The organism is Paraburkholderia domus (assembly GCF_905220705.1).
GTDB classification, from domain to species: Bacteria; Pseudomonadota; Gammaproteobacteria; order Burkholderiales; family Burkholderiaceae; genus Paraburkholderia; species Paraburkholderia domus.
Window position 1 is genome coordinate 12,974 of sequence record NZ_CAJNAT010000011.1, and the last position, 19,680, is coordinate 32,653.

Annotated in this window: 15 protein-coding genes; 13 read left to right on the forward strand and 2 right to left on the reverse strand. The window is 55.1% G+C overall.

What is annotated here, in order from left to right; genetic code table 11:
* Positions 1–197: 197 nt before the first annotated feature.
* The gene (locus tag KHO31_RS19770; RefSeq protein WP_201140327.1) at positions 198–818 is read left to right on the forward strand and encodes a LysE family translocator; all 621 of its coding nucleotides are present in this window, start codon (positions 198–200) and stop codon (positions 816–818) included.
* An 84-nt stretch (positions 819–902) separates the two neighbouring features.
* Here KHO31_RS19770 and KHO31_RS19775 read toward each other — a convergent pair whose 3' ends face one another.
* Complete coding sequence (locus KHO31_RS19775; protein ID WP_201073953.1) at positions 903–1,274, reverse strand: hypothetical protein; 372 nt, start codon at positions 1,272–1,274, stop codon at positions 903–905.
* 589 nt (positions 1,275–1,863) lie between these two features.
* Positions 1,864–2,019 (reverse strand): DUF3309 family protein, encoded by a 156-nt coding sequence (locus tag KHO31_RS19780; protein ID WP_201073954.1) that lies wholly within the window; start codon positions 2,017–2,019, stop codon positions 1,864–1,866.
* 903 nt (positions 2,020–2,922) lie between these two features.
* Between KHO31_RS19780 and KHO31_RS19785 the strand changes: the two genes are divergently transcribed.
* The 12 genes from KHO31_RS19785 (at position 2,923) to KHO31_RS19840 (ending at position 19,676) form a co-directional block, all read left to right on the forward strand.
* Positions 2,923–5,298 (forward strand): YjbH domain-containing protein, encoded by a 2,376-nt coding sequence (locus tag KHO31_RS19785; protein WP_201140325.1) that lies wholly within the window; start codon positions 2,923–2,925, stop codon positions 5,296–5,298.
* Positions 5,299–5,318: 20 nt separating this feature from the next.
* Positions 5,319–6,047 carry a carboxypeptidase regulatory-like domain-containing protein gene (locus KHO31_RS19790; RefSeq protein ID WP_201140318.1) on the forward strand — a complete coding sequence of 243 codons (729 nt, stop codon included), beginning with the start codon at positions 5,319–5,321 and terminating at the stop codon, positions 6,045–6,047.
* A 715-nt stretch (positions 6,048–6,762) separates the two neighbouring features.
* Entirely contained in the window at positions 6,763–8,178 is a 1,416-nt protein-coding gene (locus KHO31_RS19795) for an undecaprenyl-phosphate glucose phosphotransferase (protein WP_201140316.1), read from the forward strand.
* 196 nt (positions 8,179–8,374) lie between these two features.
* Positions 8,375–9,484 carry a polysaccharide biosynthesis/export family protein gene (locus KHO31_RS19800; RefSeq protein WP_236060705.1) on the forward strand — a complete coding sequence of 370 codons (1,110 nt, stop codon included), beginning with the start codon at positions 8,375–8,377 and terminating at the stop codon, positions 9,482–9,484.
* Entirely contained in the window at positions 9,481–9,933 is a 453-nt protein-coding gene (locus KHO31_RS19805; protein ID WP_201140307.1) for a low molecular weight protein-tyrosine-phosphatase, read from the forward strand. The genes KHO31_RS19800 and KHO31_RS19805 overlap by 4 nt, the downstream gene beginning before the upstream one ends.
* 44 nt (positions 9,934–9,977) lie before the next feature.
* Positions 9,978–12,230 carry a polysaccharide biosynthesis tyrosine autokinase gene (locus KHO31_RS19810; RefSeq protein WP_321207667.1) on the forward strand — a complete coding sequence of 751 codons (2,253 nt, stop codon included), beginning with the start codon at positions 9,978–9,980 and terminating at the stop codon, positions 12,228–12,230.
* Positions 12,231–12,250: 20 nt separating this feature from the next.
* Positions 12,251–13,429: a non-hydrolyzing UDP-N-acetylglucosamine 2-epimerase gene (gene wecB, locus KHO31_RS19815; protein WP_201140305.1), complete on the forward strand. Its 1,179-nt coding sequence runs from the start codon at positions 12,251–12,253 to the stop codon at positions 13,427–13,429.
* A gap of 30 nt (positions 13,430–13,459) precedes the next feature.
* Positions 13,460–14,704 carry a UDP-N-acetyl-D-mannosamine dehydrogenase gene (wecC, locus tag KHO31_RS19820; RefSeq protein WP_201140303.1) on the forward strand — a complete coding sequence of 415 codons (1,245 nt, stop codon included), beginning with the start codon at positions 13,460–13,462 and terminating at the stop codon, positions 14,702–14,704.
* A gap of 109 nt (positions 14,705–14,813) precedes the next feature.
* Positions 14,814–16,124: a lipopolysaccharide biosynthesis protein gene (locus tag KHO31_RS19825; protein ID WP_201140301.1), complete on the forward strand. Its 1,311-nt coding sequence runs from the start codon at positions 14,814–14,816 to the stop codon at positions 16,122–16,124.
* Positions 16,121–17,200, forward strand: a complete 1,080-nt coding sequence (locus KHO31_RS19830; RefSeq protein ID WP_211623998.1) for a glycosyltransferase — start codon at positions 16,121–16,123, stop codon at positions 17,198–17,200. Before KHO31_RS19825 ends, KHO31_RS19830 begins: the two co-directional genes overlap by 4 nt.
* On the forward strand, positions 17,197–18,483 hold the full coding sequence (locus tag KHO31_RS19835) for a VpsF family polysaccharide biosynthesis protein (RefSeq protein ID WP_201140297.1): 1,287 nt from the start codon (positions 17,197–17,199) through the stop codon (positions 18,481–18,483). The genes KHO31_RS19830 and KHO31_RS19835 overlap by 4 nt, the downstream gene beginning before the upstream one ends.
* A gap of 80 nt (positions 18,484–18,563) precedes the next feature.
* Entirely contained in the window at positions 18,564–19,676 is a 1,113-nt protein-coding gene (locus KHO31_RS19840; RefSeq protein WP_201084914.1) for a glycosyltransferase family 4 protein, read from the forward strand.
* The last annotated feature ends 4 nt before the right edge of the window (positions 19,677–19,680 follow it).

Consider the following 19,680-nt stretch of genomic DNA (forward strand, 5'->3'; position numbering starts at 1 on the left):
TGTCTCGCTGCCTTCACAGGAAGGTGGCACGCGGGCGAATTCCGGCGTCACCCGCGCCGGAAGACGCGCTCGCCGGGCATGGACGCATTTTTCTAACCGAATGCTTGCCAGCACCGACCGTCCGTACGACGTCCTTGAACGATCTTCGAGCGCGGCGGCGGCGCGCTCGACTGGCGAAGCAGTAACCTGGCCCACTGATGTCGATCCAGCTGTACGTTTCATTTCTCCTCGCTTCCCTCGTACTTGTTTATTCCCCTGGTCCGGTCAATGTACTGACGATGAGTCAGGCGCTCAGCGCCGGCTGGCGCGCCGCGCTGCCTTGCGTGTGGGGTGGCACCTGCGCCGTGCTATTGCAATTGGCGTTCACCGCGCTCTGCCTGAACTCGCTGCTGCTGATCGACGAGCGCGCACTGATCGCCCTGCGCTGGGCCGGTGCGATCTATCTCGTGTATCTCGGCTGCAAGCAATGGCGCAGCGGCAGCCTCGCGGCGGCCACCGGCACGGATCAACAACGCAGTCTGTTCTGGCGTGGGTTCGCTACGTCCGGGCTCAATCCGAAAACGCTGTTGTTTTTCCCGTCGTTCTTCCCGCAGTTCATTAGCGCGCCTTCGGATGAGGTGCACTGGTCCGCGAATCAGCAGTATCTCTTGCTGGCTGCGACGTTTGCGCTGGTGTTTGCGCTAGGCGTGGCATCGACGGCGGTGTTTTCGCACCGCTTGCGGACGGTGTTGCAACGGCCGAAGCGCTTGCGTGCGGTCAATCGGTTGATGGGCAGTTTGCTGGTCGGCATGGGCGCGGTAATGGCGGCGGTCCGCTGATCGACTCAACTGGCCACCGCCAGAATCAACGGCATGCCGTTGCCGATGAAACCCATCGCTTGAGAGACAGATGACAGGTCGCGTTCAACCCGGTTTGGTCGGCGCTTTGACCGCGCTTTGTACCGCGACATTGCGATAGACGTCGCGACAGAATTGCATGCCGCCTTCATGCGTGCCTTTGACGGCGACCGCTATCTGCGCAGCGCCTTCGACATGTTCAGGCGCAGGCGGATTGACAAGCGCGGCGTCGATGGCGAGCGGATCGGCAGGCGAGGCCCGCATGATGCCGATGCCCTTGATCGTCACGGCGAGACAGGGGTCCGGCACTTGCGGACCATGAGTAGCGGCGACGTTGAAATTGATGTTCAACGTCCAGAAGCCCTCATGAATATTCTGATGAATGATCACTGCCTTCACCACGTCCTGATGTGAAAGTGTGTATTCGTTGTTTGCCATCGGTCCCTCCTTGCTCGTACGCAGCCTGTGCGTGCGTATGCAGATATGGCATTTGCGAGGACTAAGAGGCCTAGTTTTACGCACCGTTTTGTTCAGCGCAAGGGGAAAGGCATGGGCGCCAAAGCGCGGATTCGCGCTCACCGGCGGAGGACGACGCCCCGGGGTGCGAGCGTCTCGGGAAGCGCGGCCGCTCGCACAGGCGGCCTCACGCGGAATGACCTTCAGGTGAACTGCCTATGTTGCGAAGGATTAGTGGAAGATGAGGTACAGGATGACCAGAACGATCAGCGGGACGCCAAGAAGCCAGCCGAGAAGATAAGGCATGATGTGATCTCCTTTCGTATTGAGGTTTGAATACGATGGTGACTCAGCATCCCGTGTGCCTGACCAGAAACCCGATGTCGGAACCGGCGCCTGCGATCAAAGCAGCCTGATGTCCGAGTAACTTTTCCATTGCGTTCTCCCGCATGACAACGTGAAGTGCATCGACGGTCGACATAACGAAACCGCCGGATATCGATGCAGCGAACTGCATCGATATCCGGCGGCCGGCTCGGTTTGAACTGCTGACCCGAGTACTTCAATTTCGCTATATCACGCCTGCGACGACCAGCACGATCACGACGATCACCACGATGCCGATACCGCCAGTTGGCGCATAACCCCACGAACGGCTATGTGGCCACGTCGGAAATGCACCGATGAGGAGAAGGATCAGCACAATCAGAAGAATGGTTCCCAACATATCAATGACCTCCGCTTGGTTTGACAGGACCTGCCTGTCACGACAGCCGTGCAGCGCGCAGTTGGGCGCGCTTGCGAAAAGGCAATATCGATGTCTCGGGTTGAGCAAACCATGTGCCCAAAAGCGAAAACCGTGGGCGCGGATTGTTTAAAACGCCCGTTGATTTTTCGCGTGCGTGCGGCTTTTTCCATACGGCGCAACGCCCTCCTTGATCGCTTGATCGAACGGAGTCGTTACGGGCGACGTTACGTAACGGGCGCGTTACCGAACACGAATTCACCATTTCCCTGCCGGCTTTTTCAAGGCCAAATGTCAGAGCAAAACGTATACATGACAAGGGTTTGCCCGATGCGTGCCGAGCCATCGTAAAAGAAATTTGAAGATTGGCATGCTTACTGCTTTATAGATCGCGCGTTGCACAACACAGACAACACAAGCAGTAAGTGGCGGTGAAGTTCGAGTCAACGACTGGCCTGGTCGGGGGTTACAAGGTCGGTCTCCTCAACGCACATGCGGCGTGATCTTCTGTTCGGATCTCGTCGTAGCGGCGTTTTGCCTGAGTACCCAGGTTAGACGGGTGCGAGCGGCTTGCAAGAAATTCCCCATCGTAGTTCGTGAACGTCCAGTCGTTTGGATTCGCGCTGGACGACTGAAATCCAGATGATTTGCATTGCGCGCTTCTTCGCGTGCCGGGGCAGTGTTGCTGTCGCGAAGAGTGTGGTGATTGAAGTACGAGACGCATGAGCTGTTGAAGCGGACACGAGTTGAGCCGCTCGACAAGAACGTTTGGCGTGAGAGACCTGCGCGGGGATAAGAAAGAATGGATACGGCAATTTTTGCGGAGCAGAGAGCAACGATCGGTCTGCTTGGCGAACACGCACGTCAGCGTGGGCATCGCTAAACATGATCCGTCCGACGCGTTTGCAAGACTTTCGATTTTCGCTCAGTGCAGTTGCTTTTGCAGCGACTTTGGCATTCTCGGTATCGGCGCAGGCGGTGGAACCCGCACTCAATTCTCTTGGACAAGCCGGGGGGCTGGTTATTCCGTACGCCTTTGCATTGCCTGAGGGCGTGGCGGAGGCGCAGTACAACGATTACATTGATCCGCGGTTTGGAAAGCAGGCGACGGGATCGCAGATCTACTGGGGTGCCTTTGGAATATTGCCCTACGTTGAGGTGTCGGGCGGTCTCGCGAATTATCCGACGGATGGCGCAGCGGTATTCACGAATGGAGAGCACACGGTTCTTCGGCATTTGATGGCCGATGTAAAAGTGGAGGTGCCGAATTTCTTCAAATATCAGCCGGCTATTGCCTTCGGTATCACTGACGTCGGCGGACGAACGCATTCCTTCCGGTCGACTTATGGCGTCGTATCCCAAGCGTTCGGCCCAGCTACATTGAGCGTTGGCTACGGACAGGGCGACAGACTCGACGGATTGTTTGGCGGACTGCAGCTGTCGCTTTGGAAGACCGGCTTCTCGCTTCTGGCGGAAGATGACTCCAAGACACCGTATGCCGGTTTGCGCTATCAGTCCCCGCGCATTAGCTGGTTGGCTGACGCCAATCTGATTGGAACGGTGACCCGGTCGTTGCGTTCCACCGATGGCGTTTCGCCGCGTACGTCCATTTCGATCGCGATCCAGATTCCACTTGGCAGGCGATTCGACGCAGCAAGTTGCGCTAGTGGTCTTTGCAAAGAGCAGCAGGCCTCTTCTGGCGCTGCCATTGAGGATGCCGCTGACGCAGAGATTATTCGACGTGCCAGCCTCAGACCGGTGAATTTATCTTCGATCGACAACACGGCAGCGCTTGCTGCAGGGCCGATTGTCTATGTTCCTCCGTTGCAGGCCTATGCATCGGTTTTGGTAAGCGCTGCGTCGACCCCCGCGCCGGAAAAGCAAGTCGATACATTTTCAGGTGCTTTGGATACCGCAGCGCTTGACGGAATTGCTGCGCGGTTGTTTGCGGCTGGACTCGAGCGTGTTCGTGTCGGTATCGCAGGGCGAGACCTGATCGTTGAGTACGAAAACCATCGCTATAACCAGAACGAAGCGGACGCGCTTGGCATTGCCCTGGGTGTGGCCAGCATTAACGCGCCGCAAGGAATTGAAGAAATCCGGGTTGTAATCAAGAAAGCAAACGAACCGCTGGGTGAGGTGAGCGTCGACCGCGAGGCGTTCGCGCAATTCATTAAGGATGATGCACCTACGGCAGCCACCCCATCAGTGACGATGCGTACACGACCTACCTACGATGCGGATTCGGTCGCATGGCACGGCGACGAGCATAAACACGGGCTCACACGCATCCAGATCGAACCGATTGCGAGTTATCTCTACGGCACCGAGTACGGTAATTTCGACGTCTCACTGGGAGCCAACATAGAGGGATTCGTGCCCCTGTGGCGTGGGGCGGAGCTTTACGCAAGTTATATCGCGCCGCTGTACAACACGAAGAACATGGACAACGGTCGCGTCTTTAGCGGCTACCGTTTGCGTGGCGGCCTGTCGACTGTCGCTTTGGGGCAAAGCTTCTGGATTACCCCGCAGATATTCAACGTCGCCGCGGTTGGAAAGTTCGATTTCGACTACGTTGGCGTTCAGAACGAGACGACATTGTTTGTCCCCGGCCGACCCGACCTTGTTCGATTGCGGCTTGCCTATCTGCATCACGAGCCCGGTCACGACACGTTGCCCAGCGAAAAGAACGCGATGCTTACTTATAGATGGGTACAGCCCGCGTGGAAACTATGGGTTGAAGCAGGCGTGGCGCGGTACGTTGCCGGTGACAAAGGCCCGTTGATCACCTTCACGCGGTGGTTCGACGATGTGGCCGTCAGCGTACATGGTGAACACAGCGGTCAAGGCAGCTTCGTGGGCGCATCGGTCAGCTTCCCGCTGACACTGCGTCAGGGCATGAAGCCGGGAATTACTCAGGTGTATGGATCCGAGCAGTTTGCGCTTGATTTCCAGTCGCGCGTCGGCACCACAAATTACTTGTCCGGGAATGCGGCCGAGAACATGAGCTTTCCGTACAGCACACAACAATTCTTGCTGAATCAAGGGCGCTTCAGTGGCGAGTATTTCTCCAGTCAGCTTTATCGGATGCGAGATGCCTATCTTCGCTACGCCAGTCCCGATGATCAGACGCGAACACCTGCCTCTCACAACGATACGCCTCGCTCAACACATGGTGGGGCGCCCACGCATGACAGATATGAAAGCGGTTTGCCGGCTATAGGCGAGATGCAGATGTCATCGCCTGTTAATCGTGATTGACTTCCCTTTGGAGAGACGAGATGAAGCTTTTTAACGCGCCTAAGCTGCGTGCGCTGCAGTTTGGATCAATTGTCCTATCGGCGACCCTCGTGGCCGCATGTGGTGGCGGAGGGAACTCTGCGAACGGTTCGATCAGTGGCACGGCCGCCGTGGGTGCTGCGTTGGCTAACGCTAGCATCCAATTGGCCTGCAAGAACGGAACGGGCAGCGCCAGTGCGAACGCAAATGGTGCTTATTCGGCGACATTCCAGTTCGACGGCCCGTGTGCAATCACTGCTTCGAGTGGCGCAATAACGATCCACTCGCTTGCCTCGGGGTCGGGCACGTTCAATGTCACGCCGCTGACGCAGCTCCTCCTCAGCTACCTTGCTGGCCAACTTGGAACGACTGTCGACGGATTACTGTCCGGCATCACCACTAATGCTTCGTACCAGTCGGCGTTGGCCAACCCAACAGTGATTGCGAACGCAGAAGCAGGCGTTGCACAGCTTCTGAAGACAAAATACGGCATCACGCTTTCGTCATCGTCGTTCCTCACCGTTTCCTTTGCGCCGGGCCAACCGGGTGCGGACGCAGACCTCGATACGTTGCTGGCCGCCGGGGCGATAACTAGCGATGGTCAGCCGGCTGCATCTCTCGCTGCGGCCGCGGTGACGGCAGGGGCGGCCTCACCGATTTCTAGCGGAAGCAATGCCGGCGCAACTGGTGGTACGGGCGGCACGGGTGGCACTGGCACGACAACCAAATAGCACTGGAGACGTGTGCGGATTGGCATCGATCAGTTAAAGAGTGATCGTCCGTCGACGGCGGTAGTGTGAGAAGTGGGAAGTCGCCACGGAAATTGGTTGCAGATACAACTACCAAGCACTGCCGGCATCGAATGCCATTCAACTGTATCCCGGGTCGTGATGTTACGGCGCGCCGTTACGTTACGAGACCCGGGAACCCAGTGTTCCGCGCACTGCAGATTGTTCCACATGCACCTGTAACGCCATGAGGGGCGCGGCCCCCAGCCTGAATAGCGAAGTTTTTGAAGGGCCGTCGAAAGTTGGCACATTTGCTGCTTTAGTAGTAGCGCTGCGCCAAAGACGCAGACTAAAGATAACGGGGAAAGCAAATGAGTGTCTCTTTCAAAAGCTCGATCTGGCTCGGGGTGGGCCAGTCCTCCTGGAGCACGCGCCAGAGGAAAATCACCGAGCACGGCGATGCACTTCAGAACGGTGAGCGACGGATTTCTGTATTCGACCGTAAAGAAGAACCGCGACGCCGTCTGCCACCTGCTCCTTAGCCAATCAGCTTAGTCGCCGAGCGCGTCCCTTCCGGAATCAGTGAGACCAGTTTTTTGAAACGCTGATTCGAAAGAATGAAGGATTACTAAAAATTGAGAGTCCGATTGCTTGACCGAACGGATTATTCCGGCACGGACAGATTGCGATCGGAAGCGGACAGGACACAGCCTAAAGCATGAACGCTACTCTTCTTGCACATGAAAGGCAGGGGCGCGCGGGATTTCAAGGATTGCTCGCACGCGTCCTCGATATTTCGTTGATCGTCGGTGGTGCGATCACCGCGTCGCAGATCCGTTTCGAGGATCTGACGGTAAGACATGTTGACACGGCCTTTATCGCATTTGCCGCCGCCTTCGCATTGGCGCTATTTCCGGTGTTTGGCGTCTATCAATCGTGGCGAGGCCGCTCTGTGCTTCGCTTGACTGGACAGATATGTCTCGCATGGCTGGTCACGCAGGGGTGCGGACTCGTTTTGATGTTCTCACTGCATAGGACTGACTTCATATCGCGGCTTTGGTTCGTGTATTGGACCGCCACGACAGGCGCCGCACTGATTGTCTGCCGATCTGTTACCTATGCGTTTCTCCGCCGTGTGCGCAACGCTGGCATGAACCTACGCAGAGTCGCAGTTGTGGGCCACGGTTCCCATTGTCAGCAGGTCGTTGGCAACATTCAGGCGTCTCCTGCCAGTGGTTTCCGGGTATCAGCTGCATTCGATGTGTGCCCGAGCGCCAACCGCCCTCATGTGGAAGCGCCGTTGTTCGATGATCTCTCTGACTTTGCGAATTTTGTTCGAGCGGAAGGACTGCAGGAAATCTGGCTTGCGCTGCCACTTTCCGAGGAAAGCATGATTCTGCGCTGCATGGCCGAATTCCGTGACGACCTAGTGAATATCCGCTTCCTTCCGGACGTAAGCAGCCTGGCACTTTTCGATAGCGGCATCATCGATCTCATCGGCGTGCCGGCCATCAATCTGGTTGCGTCTCCGTTGTCTTCGCATGCGCTATTGAAGAAAGAAATATTCGATCGTGCATTCGCGGTCGCCGCGTTGTTCTGTCTGGCTCCGTTGATGTTCGCGGTAGCGATCGCGGTGAAGTTGTCGTCGCCCGGTCCCGTTCTTTTCGCGCAACGGAGAAAGGGCGCGGACGGACAGGTATTCAAGATCTATAAGTTTCGGACGATGCGACTGCATGCCTCAGAGCCTGGCGTCGTCAAGCAAGCCTCGCGCAACGACACGCGAATCACGAGAGTGGGTTCGTTTTTACGGCGCACGAGTCTCGACGAGTTGCCGCAATTTCTGAATGTTCTACGGGGTGAAATGTCCGTGGTTGGCCCGCGGCCCCACGCGATCGAACACGACGAGCTTTATCGGACGGTTGTGAACGGCTATATCCACCGCTACCGGATCAAACCCGGGATCACGGGGTGGGCCCAGGTGAACGGCTTCCGCGGAGAGACTGATCGGATTGAAAAGATGCAGAAACGTGTCGAGCATGACCTGTACTACTTGCGGAACTGGTCTTTCGGTTTGGACATGAAAATTGTTTTGGCGACTATCACGCACGGATTTACGCATCACAACGCGTATTGACGCACGCGGGACAGGTTTGGCGGTGCAGATAACTATAAAAATGGCCAGCGCGTCTCGCTAACGATATCAACGCCAGCACGGGTGATGATATTCGGCGTACGTAAAAAATTGAAGATATACGAGGGTTGATCTTATGGGGCATTCATACAAATTCTTCGAAGCTGGTACGCGGCATCAATGTCGTCGTGGAGCTCGCATGATTTTTTGCGTGGCACTTAGCTTTGGAATCGCGGCATGCGCCGTCGCACCCGGCATGCGGATGCCTGCATCGGCCACTCTGCCGACCGGAAGTTCTGATGCTCAGGGACAGCAAGCAGATTTGCAGATTCCGATCATTGACATTAATACGGCATTGATCAGGAAGCTGCACGACAACGCGGATCAGACGAGCGTGGATCAGACGCGAGAACTATCTGGCCAGCCTGGGCCGTACACGCTCGGACCCGGCGATGTATTGCAGATTACCGTCTGGGACCATCCGGAATTAGCGGCCGCGTTGGGCGCGCAGAATCAGGGCAACGCCCGGCCGTACGATCCAGCACAGGGCTTTGTGGTCGACAACAGCGGAAACATCCAGTTTCCGTATGCCGGCTCGATACATGTAACTGGTCTTCGCGTCGAACAGGCTCAACAAGCGGTATACGTCGAACTATCGAAGATCTTCATTAAGCCGCAACTCACTGTTCGGGTCGCATCCTTTCGCGCCAAGCAGATCTATGTGGATGGTGAAGTTCACACACCGGGCGCTGTGCCGGTCAACGATATTCCGCTAACACTCTACGAAGCGATTAACCGCGCCGGAGGTTTCAGCACGACCGCTGACCAAAGCCGGATGATTCTGGTGCGCAATGGTGTGTCATACCGCCTAAACCTCTCGAGGATGCTTGAGAGCGATCAGAACCCTTCGAACATTCTCCTCAAAAGCGGCGACCTGCTAAGGGTTGTGTCCCGCGACGACAACGGCGTCTATGTCATGGGCGAGGTCAATAGACCCGTTACCGCAGTTCCGATGAAGAGCGGCAAGCTGACATTGAGCGACGCCCTTTCTCAGGCCGGTAGTTTGAATACCGCTAGCGCGGACGCCGCGCAGTTATATGTGATACGTGGATCGCTCAACTCGCAGCCGGAGGTTTTTCATCTGGATGCGCATTCACCCGTATCGATGATCCTGGCGAATCAATTCGAACTGCAACCCAAAGATGTGGTGTATGTCGACGGCAACGGCCTCGTGCGCTTTAGTCGCGTGCTGAGTTTGCTTCTGCCTGCCATCAATGCTGGTCTAACCACTGCGATTGTGACGAAATGATCGATACCGTACTCATAGTCTGCGAAGGAAACCTTTGTCGTAGTCCGATCGCGCAGGGGCTACTGCAGAGGGAATTGACTGACGTTGTGATCCGGTCGGCGGGTCTCTCGGCAACGAAGGGCGCGTCGATCGACCCGATCGCTTTAGAGCTGCTGGCTCTTAAAGGGATAGACATGTCCGAACAGCGTGCAAGGCGAATCGATGAGCGTATGTGTAGTACCGCAGATTTGATTCTGGTTATGGAGCTTGCTCAAAAGCAGGCGATCGAGCGGTTCTATCCAATTGCACGCGGTCGGGTTTATCGGATGGCTGAGGCTGAACGGATGGATGTTCCGGATCCGTATGGGCGACAGAGACGCGTCTACGAACAAGCGATCACGCTGATCGAACGGGGCGTTGGTGACTGGACCCAGCGGATCGTAGATCTCTCGCGTAGTCGCCGCTCCTGATTGCGTGGGAACGAGTCGATGAGCGCCGGAAAACTGAAGTGAATATGAGTTCTCAAAAAATGAAAAATCAATTTTCGCGTGACGAGGATGAGATCGACGTTCGTGGTTTTCTAGATCTCTTTATAAAGAACGCAAAGCTTATCGTGGCGATCACGCTAACGTTCGGACTGGGCGGCCTACTGTACGCCATATTGGCGACACCGATCTATCGTGGCGACATTACAGTTCAGGTTGAGGATAACTCAGACCTCGCCGGGGCAGCTGCGGGAAATCTGATGAGCGGCCTGAGTTCGTTGTTCGACATCAAGTCGACGGACGACGGTGAAATGCAGATCCTGGACTCGCGACTTGTGACGGCAAGTATGGTCGACGATCTGAGACTATACATTGAGGCGAAGCCGAAGTACGTCCCCGTGCTGGGCGCCTATATCGCGCGTCACAGTCATTCGCTGTCGAATCCGGGAATATTTGGGTTTGGTGGCTATGCTTGGGGAACCGAAAGTATCACCGTCCCGCGATTCGACGTGCCAAAAGAGTTTGAAGATGACCGTTTCACCGTTGTCCAACTGGGCGCAAACCGCTATAGGTTCTCTGGTAATGATCTCGACGCGGATGAAATTGGGACAATCGGCGTACCTTTGATAGTAAAGACGAAGTTTGGTGAGATCACCTTGCTCGTGTCTGAGTTGCGCGGTCTCGCAAATTCGACTTTCGAAATTAAACGTCATTCGAGACTTCAGGTATTAGACGACGTGAGGAAGGATCTGACGATTGCGGAAATGGGAAAAGATCAGTCTGGAATTATCGGAGTGACCTATGACAACTCGGATCCTGTACTTGCCGCAGCCGTGCTGAATAGAATTGCTGAGAACTACGTTACCCAGAACGCGGAACGGAAGGCGGCGACTGCGGAGAAGTCACTTTCGTTTCTAAAAGGACAGTTGCCGGACGTAGAGTTCACCTTGCGTGCAGCAGAAGACAGACTTAACAATTATCAGAATCGACACAAGATGGTTGACCTGAGTGAGCAAGCCAAGGCCGTCCTGGGCCAGTCGGTAGATGCTCAATCATCTCTGTTTCAATTGCAACAGAAGCGACAGGAGTTAGCTACGCTGTACAGCCCGCAATATCCGATGGTTGTAGCGTTGGACCGGCAAATCGCTGCGGCGAAGGAGAACATTGAGACATTCAACTTGTCGATTCAACGACTTCCGGATGCTCAGCAAAACCTGGTTCGCCTTAACAGGGATGTCACGGTCGAGACCGGTCTTTACGTCAGCTTGCTTAACAGCATGCAGCAATTGCGGCTGGCGACCGCTAGCAAGATCGGAAATGTCCGTGTCATCGACCACGCGGTCATTGCTGATAAGCAGGTTAAACCGAAAAGGCTACTGGTCGTTGCCTTGGTGACGCTTGTCGGGTTGCTGGCGGGCATCGGCACGGCATTCGCGCGCGCGGCACTGTTTGGTGGACTGACAGACCCAATGGATATTGAACGCGAGGCGTCGCTGGATGTCATTGCGACAATCCCGCTTAGCGATGCACAACGACCGTTGACGATACTCAGCGAGCGTGGCGATCGTCATGTGCCATCCATACTTGCACTTGCACGTCCTCAGGAGCCGGCGGTCGAAGCACTACGGAGTCTGTGCACGGCGCTTCAATTTGCACTTCTCGAGCGCCGCGAAAACAACATAGTTTTGATGACCGGGCCGTCGGTCGGTATCGGCAAATCCTTCATCTCCGCTAATGTCGCGACGTTGTTAGGAATGTCGAAAAAGAGGGTGCTGCTCGTCGACGTAGATTTGCGTCGCGGGCGCCTTGCGGCGGACTTCGGGGTGCCTGGACGGAAAGGCTTGAGCAACGTTCTTCGAGACGGCGTGCCACTCGATCAAACAATCATTACCGGTCTTTCGCCGAACGTCGATTTTTTGCCTAATGGCCCCCTTTCCGCGCAACCCGTCGAGTTGCTATCTGGCGCCAGTCTTGCGACTATCCTGGCAGAAGTTTCACAACGTTACGACGTTGTGCTGCTGGATGCGCCACCTGTGTTGCCGGTAACGGACGCAACAATCTTTGCCAGATTTGCAGGGATCGTGCTACTTGCTGCACGTTCGGGCATAACAAGCAACGGCGAAATTCTGGAGTCGGTCAAGCGAATCGAGCGAGTGGGGGCAACAGTAACGGGTGTTGTGTTCAACGGATTCAAGCCTAGCTTACGTTCTGCCCAATACGGTGACTACGGCGGCTATGCATATCGTAGCACCGCGCAAGAAGTAGGTTCCGAGGCCAATTGACAGAACATTCGGAGCCGCTAATGGACATCGTTAGAAAAAAAGTTCTGGTCACGTTCGGCACGCGCCCCGAAGCAATCAAGATGGCGCCGCTCGTACGTAGATTGCGCGAGACCAGTGGTATCGAGTGTCGGGTCTGCGTTACTGCGCAGCACCGCCAAATGCTCGATCAGGTATTGGATCTGTTTGAGATCGTGCCCGACTACGACCTTGACATCATGCGTCCGGGGCAGACGTTAAGTGATATTACCGGGAGCATATTGAACAGGCTTGGGCCCGTACTCGAAGATTTTCGCCCTGATCTTGTGCTGGTACATGGCGATACGACAACAACGCTAGCTGCATCGCTAGCGGCGTATTACCGGCGTATCGCAGTAGGCCATGTAGAGGCCGGACTGAGAACGGGTGACCTGTATTCGCCTTGGCCGGAGGAGGCAAATCGCAAGCTTACGGGTGCACTCGCTTCCTATCATTTTGCGCCGACTGCCAGATCGCGCGAGAACCTTCTGAGGGAAGGCGTTCCGTTCGAGAAGATCGTCGTTACCGGCAATACTGTTATAGACGCGTTGCTGATTGTGCTATGCAGACTCGCCGACGAAAGTATGGTGACGGATGAACTTGAAAGGCAATTTGCGTTCCTCGACACTCAGCGAAAAATGATTCTGGTGACCGGGCATCGCCGCGAGAACTTTGGCGCGGGTTTTGAGAATATATGCACTGCGCTAAGGGAAATCGCCGTTTCGCAGCCGGCTTTGCAGATCGTGTATCCAGTGCACCTCAATCCGCATGCCCGTGAACCCGTATTACGGCTGCTCGGAAATGTCGAAAACATTTGGCTTATAGAGCCACAGGAATACCTGCAGTTCGTATTTCTCATGTCACGGGCGTGGCTGATCCTGACGGACTCTGGCGGCATTCAGGAGGAAGCGCCGTCGCTCGGAAAACCGGTCCTCGTGATGCGAGACACCACCGAGCGGCCGGAGGCGGTTGAGGCAGGCACGGTTAGATTGGTTGGTGCCGATTCACGACGGATAACGGATGCAGTGCTCAGACTTCTTGAGCGGGAAGACGAATACCTGTCGATGAGCCGGGCCCACAATCCATATGGAGACGGCAATGCAAGCGAGCGTATTGTTGTGGCGTTGAGCGAAGCGCTGGGGTTCTCACTAACCGAGCATCAAGCGGAAATTGTTTCACCCTAAAAATCAATATCAAGCGACGAGACCAACGCTATGTCATTCGATGTCATCTCTATCATTGGGCTCGGCTATATTGGCCTGCCCACTGCGGCGGCATTTGCCGCACGCCGCAAAACTGTTATCGGCGTTGACGTGTCGAAACGAGCGGTCGACACGATCAATAAGGGTGAAATTCACATCGTTGAACCAGAGCTCGATATGCTCGTTCATGCCGCGGTTACCCAGGGTTATCTGCGAGCGACGCAGACACCGGAGCCCGCTGACGCATTTATGATCGCAGTACCGACACCTTTCCGGGACGAGAACAAGCCGGACCTAAGTTATATCGAAGCGGCCAGTCGTTCTATTGCTCCGGTTCTGAAGAAGGGCGACATCGTCGTACTCGAGTCGACGTCGCCGGTCGGGACCACCGAAAAAATGGCCGCGTGGCTGGCCGAGTGTCGTCCCGACTTAACCTTTCCGCAACAGCTTGGGGAGGACTCGGACATCCGCGTCGCACACTGCCCGGAGCGGGTATTGCCGGGCCACGTCATTCGAGAGCTCGTGGAGAACGACCGCGTGATCGGCGGCATGACTCGTCGCTGCGGCGAGATGGCACGCGAACTCTATCAGACCTTTGTTCAAGGTGAATGCGTCCTGACTGACGCGCGCACGGCGGAAATGTGCAAACTCTCGGAGAATGCATTTCGCGATGTGAACATCGCCTTTGCGAATGAGCTTTCAGTAATCTGTGATGGACTAGACATAAACGTGTGGGAGCTGATTCGGCTCTCAAATCGACACCCGCGGGTAAGTATTCTGCAGCCTGGACCTGGCGTTGGTGGCCATTGCATCGCGGTTGATCCCTGGTTCATCGTTGACTCAGCGCCGGAACAGGCGCGATTGATTCGTACGGCGCGGATTGTGAACGACGACAAGCCGCGCTATGTCCTGGATCGCGTTGAGCGAGCGGCGACGCGGTTCAAGGAACCTGTCATCGCGTGTCTCGGGCTGGCTTTTAAAGCGAACATTGATGATCTGCGCGAGAGTCCCGCATTGGATATCGCGCACCAACTGTCAGAGCGGTTTGTCGATCAGGTGGTTGTCGTCGAGCCGAATATCAGAAGTTTGCCTGAAGTATTGGCGGGCAAGGTTCGGCTTTGTGATCTGAACAGTGCTCTTGCTAACGCCGATATAGTTGTGATCCTGGTTGACCACGCGCAGTTCAAGCGTGTCGATCCGGTACGGTTACAGGCGAAAGTGGTAATCGATACTAGGGGTTTGTTGTCCCATGGTTAGGCGAGAACTCGGTCTGGTTGTCGGATACGCAACTTCTCTGGTGGGTGGCGTTCTGTCGCTGGTGTTGTACGCCCATCTGCTCGGACCAGCCGAGTACGGGCGTCTTGCGGTGAATCTCGCGCTTGTGGAAGCGTTGCAGGGAGTGCTGTTCCAATGGCATCGGCTCGCTGTCGTCAAATTTTGGGCGTCTTCCGAAAGGACAGATATCGCTTCATATCTAACCACCTACCATGTGACGTGGGTTGGACTGGCGTGTTTGGTCCTGTTGGCATTGGGCGCCGCTCAGATCGTGGCACCTGATATGCGAGCAGTAATATGGACAGCGACGATCGCGATGGGTATCGGCAAGAGTGCGGCATTGTATGCGCAAGAACTCGCGCGCGCCGCGGACGCTAGCCTGCGTTATTCGGTAGGAGCACTCTGCATAACGATTGGAAGTTCAATCGCAGGCGTTGCTGCATACAATGTGACTCATTCAATCGTATCGATTCTCTTGAGTTCTACGTTCGTGTTTGCAGTGTCGGCCGCGTTGTGTGGTCTGCGCAAGGGTTTGCTGGGAGCGGGCGGTCGATTCAGCGCCCAATATTTTCGCTTGATGTTGCACTATGGGGCTCCCTTGGTGCCGGTGTTCGTGGCGACTACTGCGCTAACCAGGCTCGATCGTCCGGTTCTGGCGGAGTTTGTGGCTCCCGCCGTCGTGGGCGTGTATGCGGCCGCGATGGCGCTTATTTCGAATGTAATTTCTGCGGGATGCCTACTTGTTGTAACGCCTGCCTACCCGTGGTTGCTGAGACAGAAGGAATGTCGATCGGAAGATAACTATAGGAGGCTACACGCGCGCGTGGGGCTGTTGATGTTGGGTGGCGTACTCGCAATTTCAACGTCGTTCTATTGTGCCCGTCTGACGGTACTCCCGATTTTGCTTGGAGACGAAATTGGTAGGGCAGCGAGTGCATACGTTCTTCCGTTGTTGGCAATTTCGATCGTCGGTGCTTTCAGAGCGCATTTTCTTGATCAGGCGTATCACCTATTCTCCAGAACGAGGGCGCTAATGATGATTAATCTGGTCACGCTCGTGGTAGCGGCAGTTGCCGTTTACCTTGGCACGCGTTGGAACGGACTCAATGGCCTTCTTTGCGGGCTATTGATCGCCAACGTACTCTCTCTACTGGCGAGTGCCACGTTCTCCAGATCGTTCGTCAATCTCAAGCAACTGACAGACGGTGTTGTCCGTCTGGCTTTAGTCTCCATCATATCGGGGATAGCAGGCGAGGTATGTGGTCAACTGTGGGTGCTATCCATGTCACACAGCATTTTGACCGGCATTGCATCCGCGAGTGTGGCGATGCTCGTATTCGCAGCAGGTATGTATTCGACCAATGTGGGCGCAATACGCTCGTTCTCGTTGAGGCGATCATGAAGCAGTGCTATGACGTGTTGTTGCACATCCCATCGTTGAGAGGTGGTGGCGCGGAGCGCGTGGCCGTGGACGTCGCGCGATACTTTGTCGAACAGGGAAACTCGACGGCCTTTTTCATTTACGACGGTGAACCTTCCTATGATCTTCCGCAGGGTGTGGATGTCATTGTGGCTCGGTCCGCCGGACACCTTCGCCGCGTTGCGGAGTTCCGCACACTTCTCGGCAAGATTGAGGTTCGCGCGGTGGTGTCGTTTCTTCCTTACGCCAACCTGATATCGCTGCTCGCAAACATAGGCCTTGAAGGGCGTCCCCGCCTTGTCGTGAGCGAGCATCGGTCGTATGAACGCTTCAACTGTGTGGGAGTAAAGGAGCGCTTGAAGTTTGCCCTTCTCAGGGGACTCTATAAGAGGAGCGACAGTATCGTAGCGGTTTCGGGAAGCGTCGCCGGAGATCTGCGGCGACGCTTAAGCAAGGAGGTCGCTGGAAAAATAGTGATTATCAACAACCCGTGTTGCATCCAGAAAAACGCGTTGTCGGATCGAATGCATAACGTGACAAACCGCACGATACTCGCGGTGGGACGGCTCGTTAAGGAGAAAGGGTTTGACGTCCTGATTTCGGCTTTTGGGAATGTCAGTAACCGTGTCGAAGGCGTCCGACTGTTGATTGTAGGAGAGGGACCGTGCCGCGCAGAACTCGAGGCGCAGATTGATCGACTGGGCCTGGGGGCGACTGTTGCAATGCCCGGCTTCTCTCGAAACGTCGCCGATGAATATCAGCAGGCCAGGCTCTTTGTATGTTCGTCGCGTACGGAGGGTTTTGGAAACGTCATCGTTGAGGCGTTGTCATTTGGCCTTCCCATCGTGTCCACAGCGTGCGGCGGCCCAGATGAAATCCTCGCAGACGGGCGGTACGGAGTGCTGGTACCGGTCGATGATGATACGGCTTTGGCCGATGCGATCGTAAATGCTCTTGAGACCGCAGTTGATCGCGAGGCGCAGACTGCCCGGTCGCAAGATTTTTCGCTTGACGTGATTGGCGCGAATTACGCAAAAGTAGCGGGGTTGATCGCATGAAAATCAGACGGTCGATCGTGGCTGGATATTTGATCTTGCTCGCTGCCCTGTTCTCATTATTCTTGAGCGGCGCCGCGTTAAACAATCTCGGCTTGAATTATTCTGCGGATGCGTATTCGGCCGGCCTCAAGCTTCATCCTTATACGCTGTTAACCTCTGCTGCGTTTTTAGTGCTTGTTTGCGGGAGGAAAGCGCTTGGTCGCTGCTTGCAAATCCGGCAGTTCCGTACTGCGGTGCTGGGCGCTGGGATCCTGGCACTGATTGTTCTGGTGAAGACAGTGGTAGGTGACAGCCAATCGATGGGGTTCACGGTGGACACTATCATCGCGGCATTTATCGTGGCTGCGGCGTTGCCCCTTATTTCACCGCTATTTGCCGCGCGGCTTTCGACAATTGCGTTCCTGTTTCTTATCGTGGAGTGTCTCCTTGCCATGGGCGAAGGGGTTCTTAAAGTCAATTTAATACCGATGGATGTGTGGTACGGATCGTATTTTCGTTCCACAGCCCTTCAAGGCCACCCGTTGAACAATGCGCTCATTGTGGTGACCGTGGCAGTTGCGCTGCAGGCCTATGCGCGGCGGTTGACTTCCACATTGATTTTCTGTCTGACGGTTGGTGCTCTTCTCGCCTTCGGGGCACGCGGTGCACTTGCTGTCTACCTGCTTGTCAATGCGATTACCTTCACTCGTTTCGGACTGCGGTCGGTGCAGCAGGTGTTGATATTGATAGTCGGCGGCGCGCTAGGTGCTATTGGATTGGCATGGTTTGTCTTTTCGGGCGTTGTCGGAGATCGAATTGCGCAAGTTGGAGCATATGACGACAGCACTCAGACGCGTTTTCAGGCGCTCGACATTCTGACCCATTTGAATTGGACGCAAATTATGCTAGGTAACGGATCGGACGCCATCGCCCATTTGATGGCCCAATCTGACGTAAGCGTAGTCGAGAATTTCATGGTTGGGTACGTGCTCACGTTCGGTGGATTTCTGACTTTGGTTATTTTCTATTGTGTGTATAGAACTTTCAAAACATTCCTTATCGATGTACCCGCGGCTGGACGGCGGCGTTTGCTTACGGTTCTGTTTGTGTTCGTGTGTACAGCATTGACGAATAACTCGTTAATGACGAAGACGCCAGCACTGTATCTTCTAATGATGGGTTTGTGGTGGGTTAGATGCAGGTCGATTACACACGAATTCTCTCAAGCTTCAATACAGGTGCCTGGCAAAGCATATTCAAAAATTCAAGGTCGAAAGAGTTTTGGAATGATCGCGAACCAATGAAGCGCAATATCGTAACAAGTTTTCGATATTAAGCCATGCGAAAATTGAGCGCAAACGGTTAGATACGAAAGGAATGAGAGATGCATAGAAGATCGAATTCAAGAAGATCCGATAAGGCGCGTCTTATCATCCAGATCGGTCCGGACCCGGCCGCCCAAGGCGGAATTGCGGCCGTATTGGGAACCTATGCGTCTTATCAGGCAGGTTTCGAAGAACTCGGGTATCGCCATATTTTCATCTCAAGTTGTGGCGTTTCGGGTGGTGGCCGCGTAGGAAGGTTCATTGGCGCATGGTTCCGATTTGTCTGGCTGACGTTGTTTGACGATGTCCATCTGGTACACATTCATTCGTCGATAAAGGGGTCTCTGTTAAGGAAGTCGGTGTTTGCGCTGACATGCCAGCTTCTATGCAGGAAATACGTAATCCACGTTCACAGCGGTGCATTTCTTAGCTACTACGAGAGTTTGCTGAGACCAGCTCGGACAATTGTCCGCTTGATTGTGAGGGGGGCGATATGCGTTATCTGTCTTTCTGAAAATTCACGAAAGCAGTTTATTTCGTCGAAGCTGACGACTGCAGAGAAATGTCGGATTGTCTACAACGGAATTACGGATCCGCTGGGCGAATGTTCGGATCAGCGAGCTGAATCGCTACAGGTTGTAATCACGTTTCTTGGGAAACTTAGCGAGTCGAAAGGGTTGCTTACGTTGCTTCAAGCTTTGGCCGCTTTGCCCCAGTCAGATATGCGGTACACGTTATGTGTTGGTGGTGCTGGAGACGTATCTGCCTTCGACGACTGGGTAAAGGTTCATGGACTCACCGATCGCGTGGTGTTCAAAGGGTGGGTCGCAGGAGACGTTAAAGCTCGGCTGCTCGCGGATACGCAGATTTTTGTACTTCCGTCGCACAGCGAAGGTTTTCCAGTTGCCGTAGTCGAGGCGATGGCATTCGGTACGGCTATTGTATCGACGCAAATTCCAGGGGTCATAGACGCGATTCGCTCTGGGCAAGATGGATTGTTGGTTATCCCCGGCGACAGGGACGGTTTGCGCGACGCACTATGGCAGCTTCTCAACGACAGTGCGCTACGTGAGCGCTTAGGTGCCTCGGCGAGGCAGCGGTTTCTCGATCGCTTTACGATGCAGCAGACGGCTCTGCACCTGGCTTCAGTTTACGACGGTGTCACACTCTGAAGAT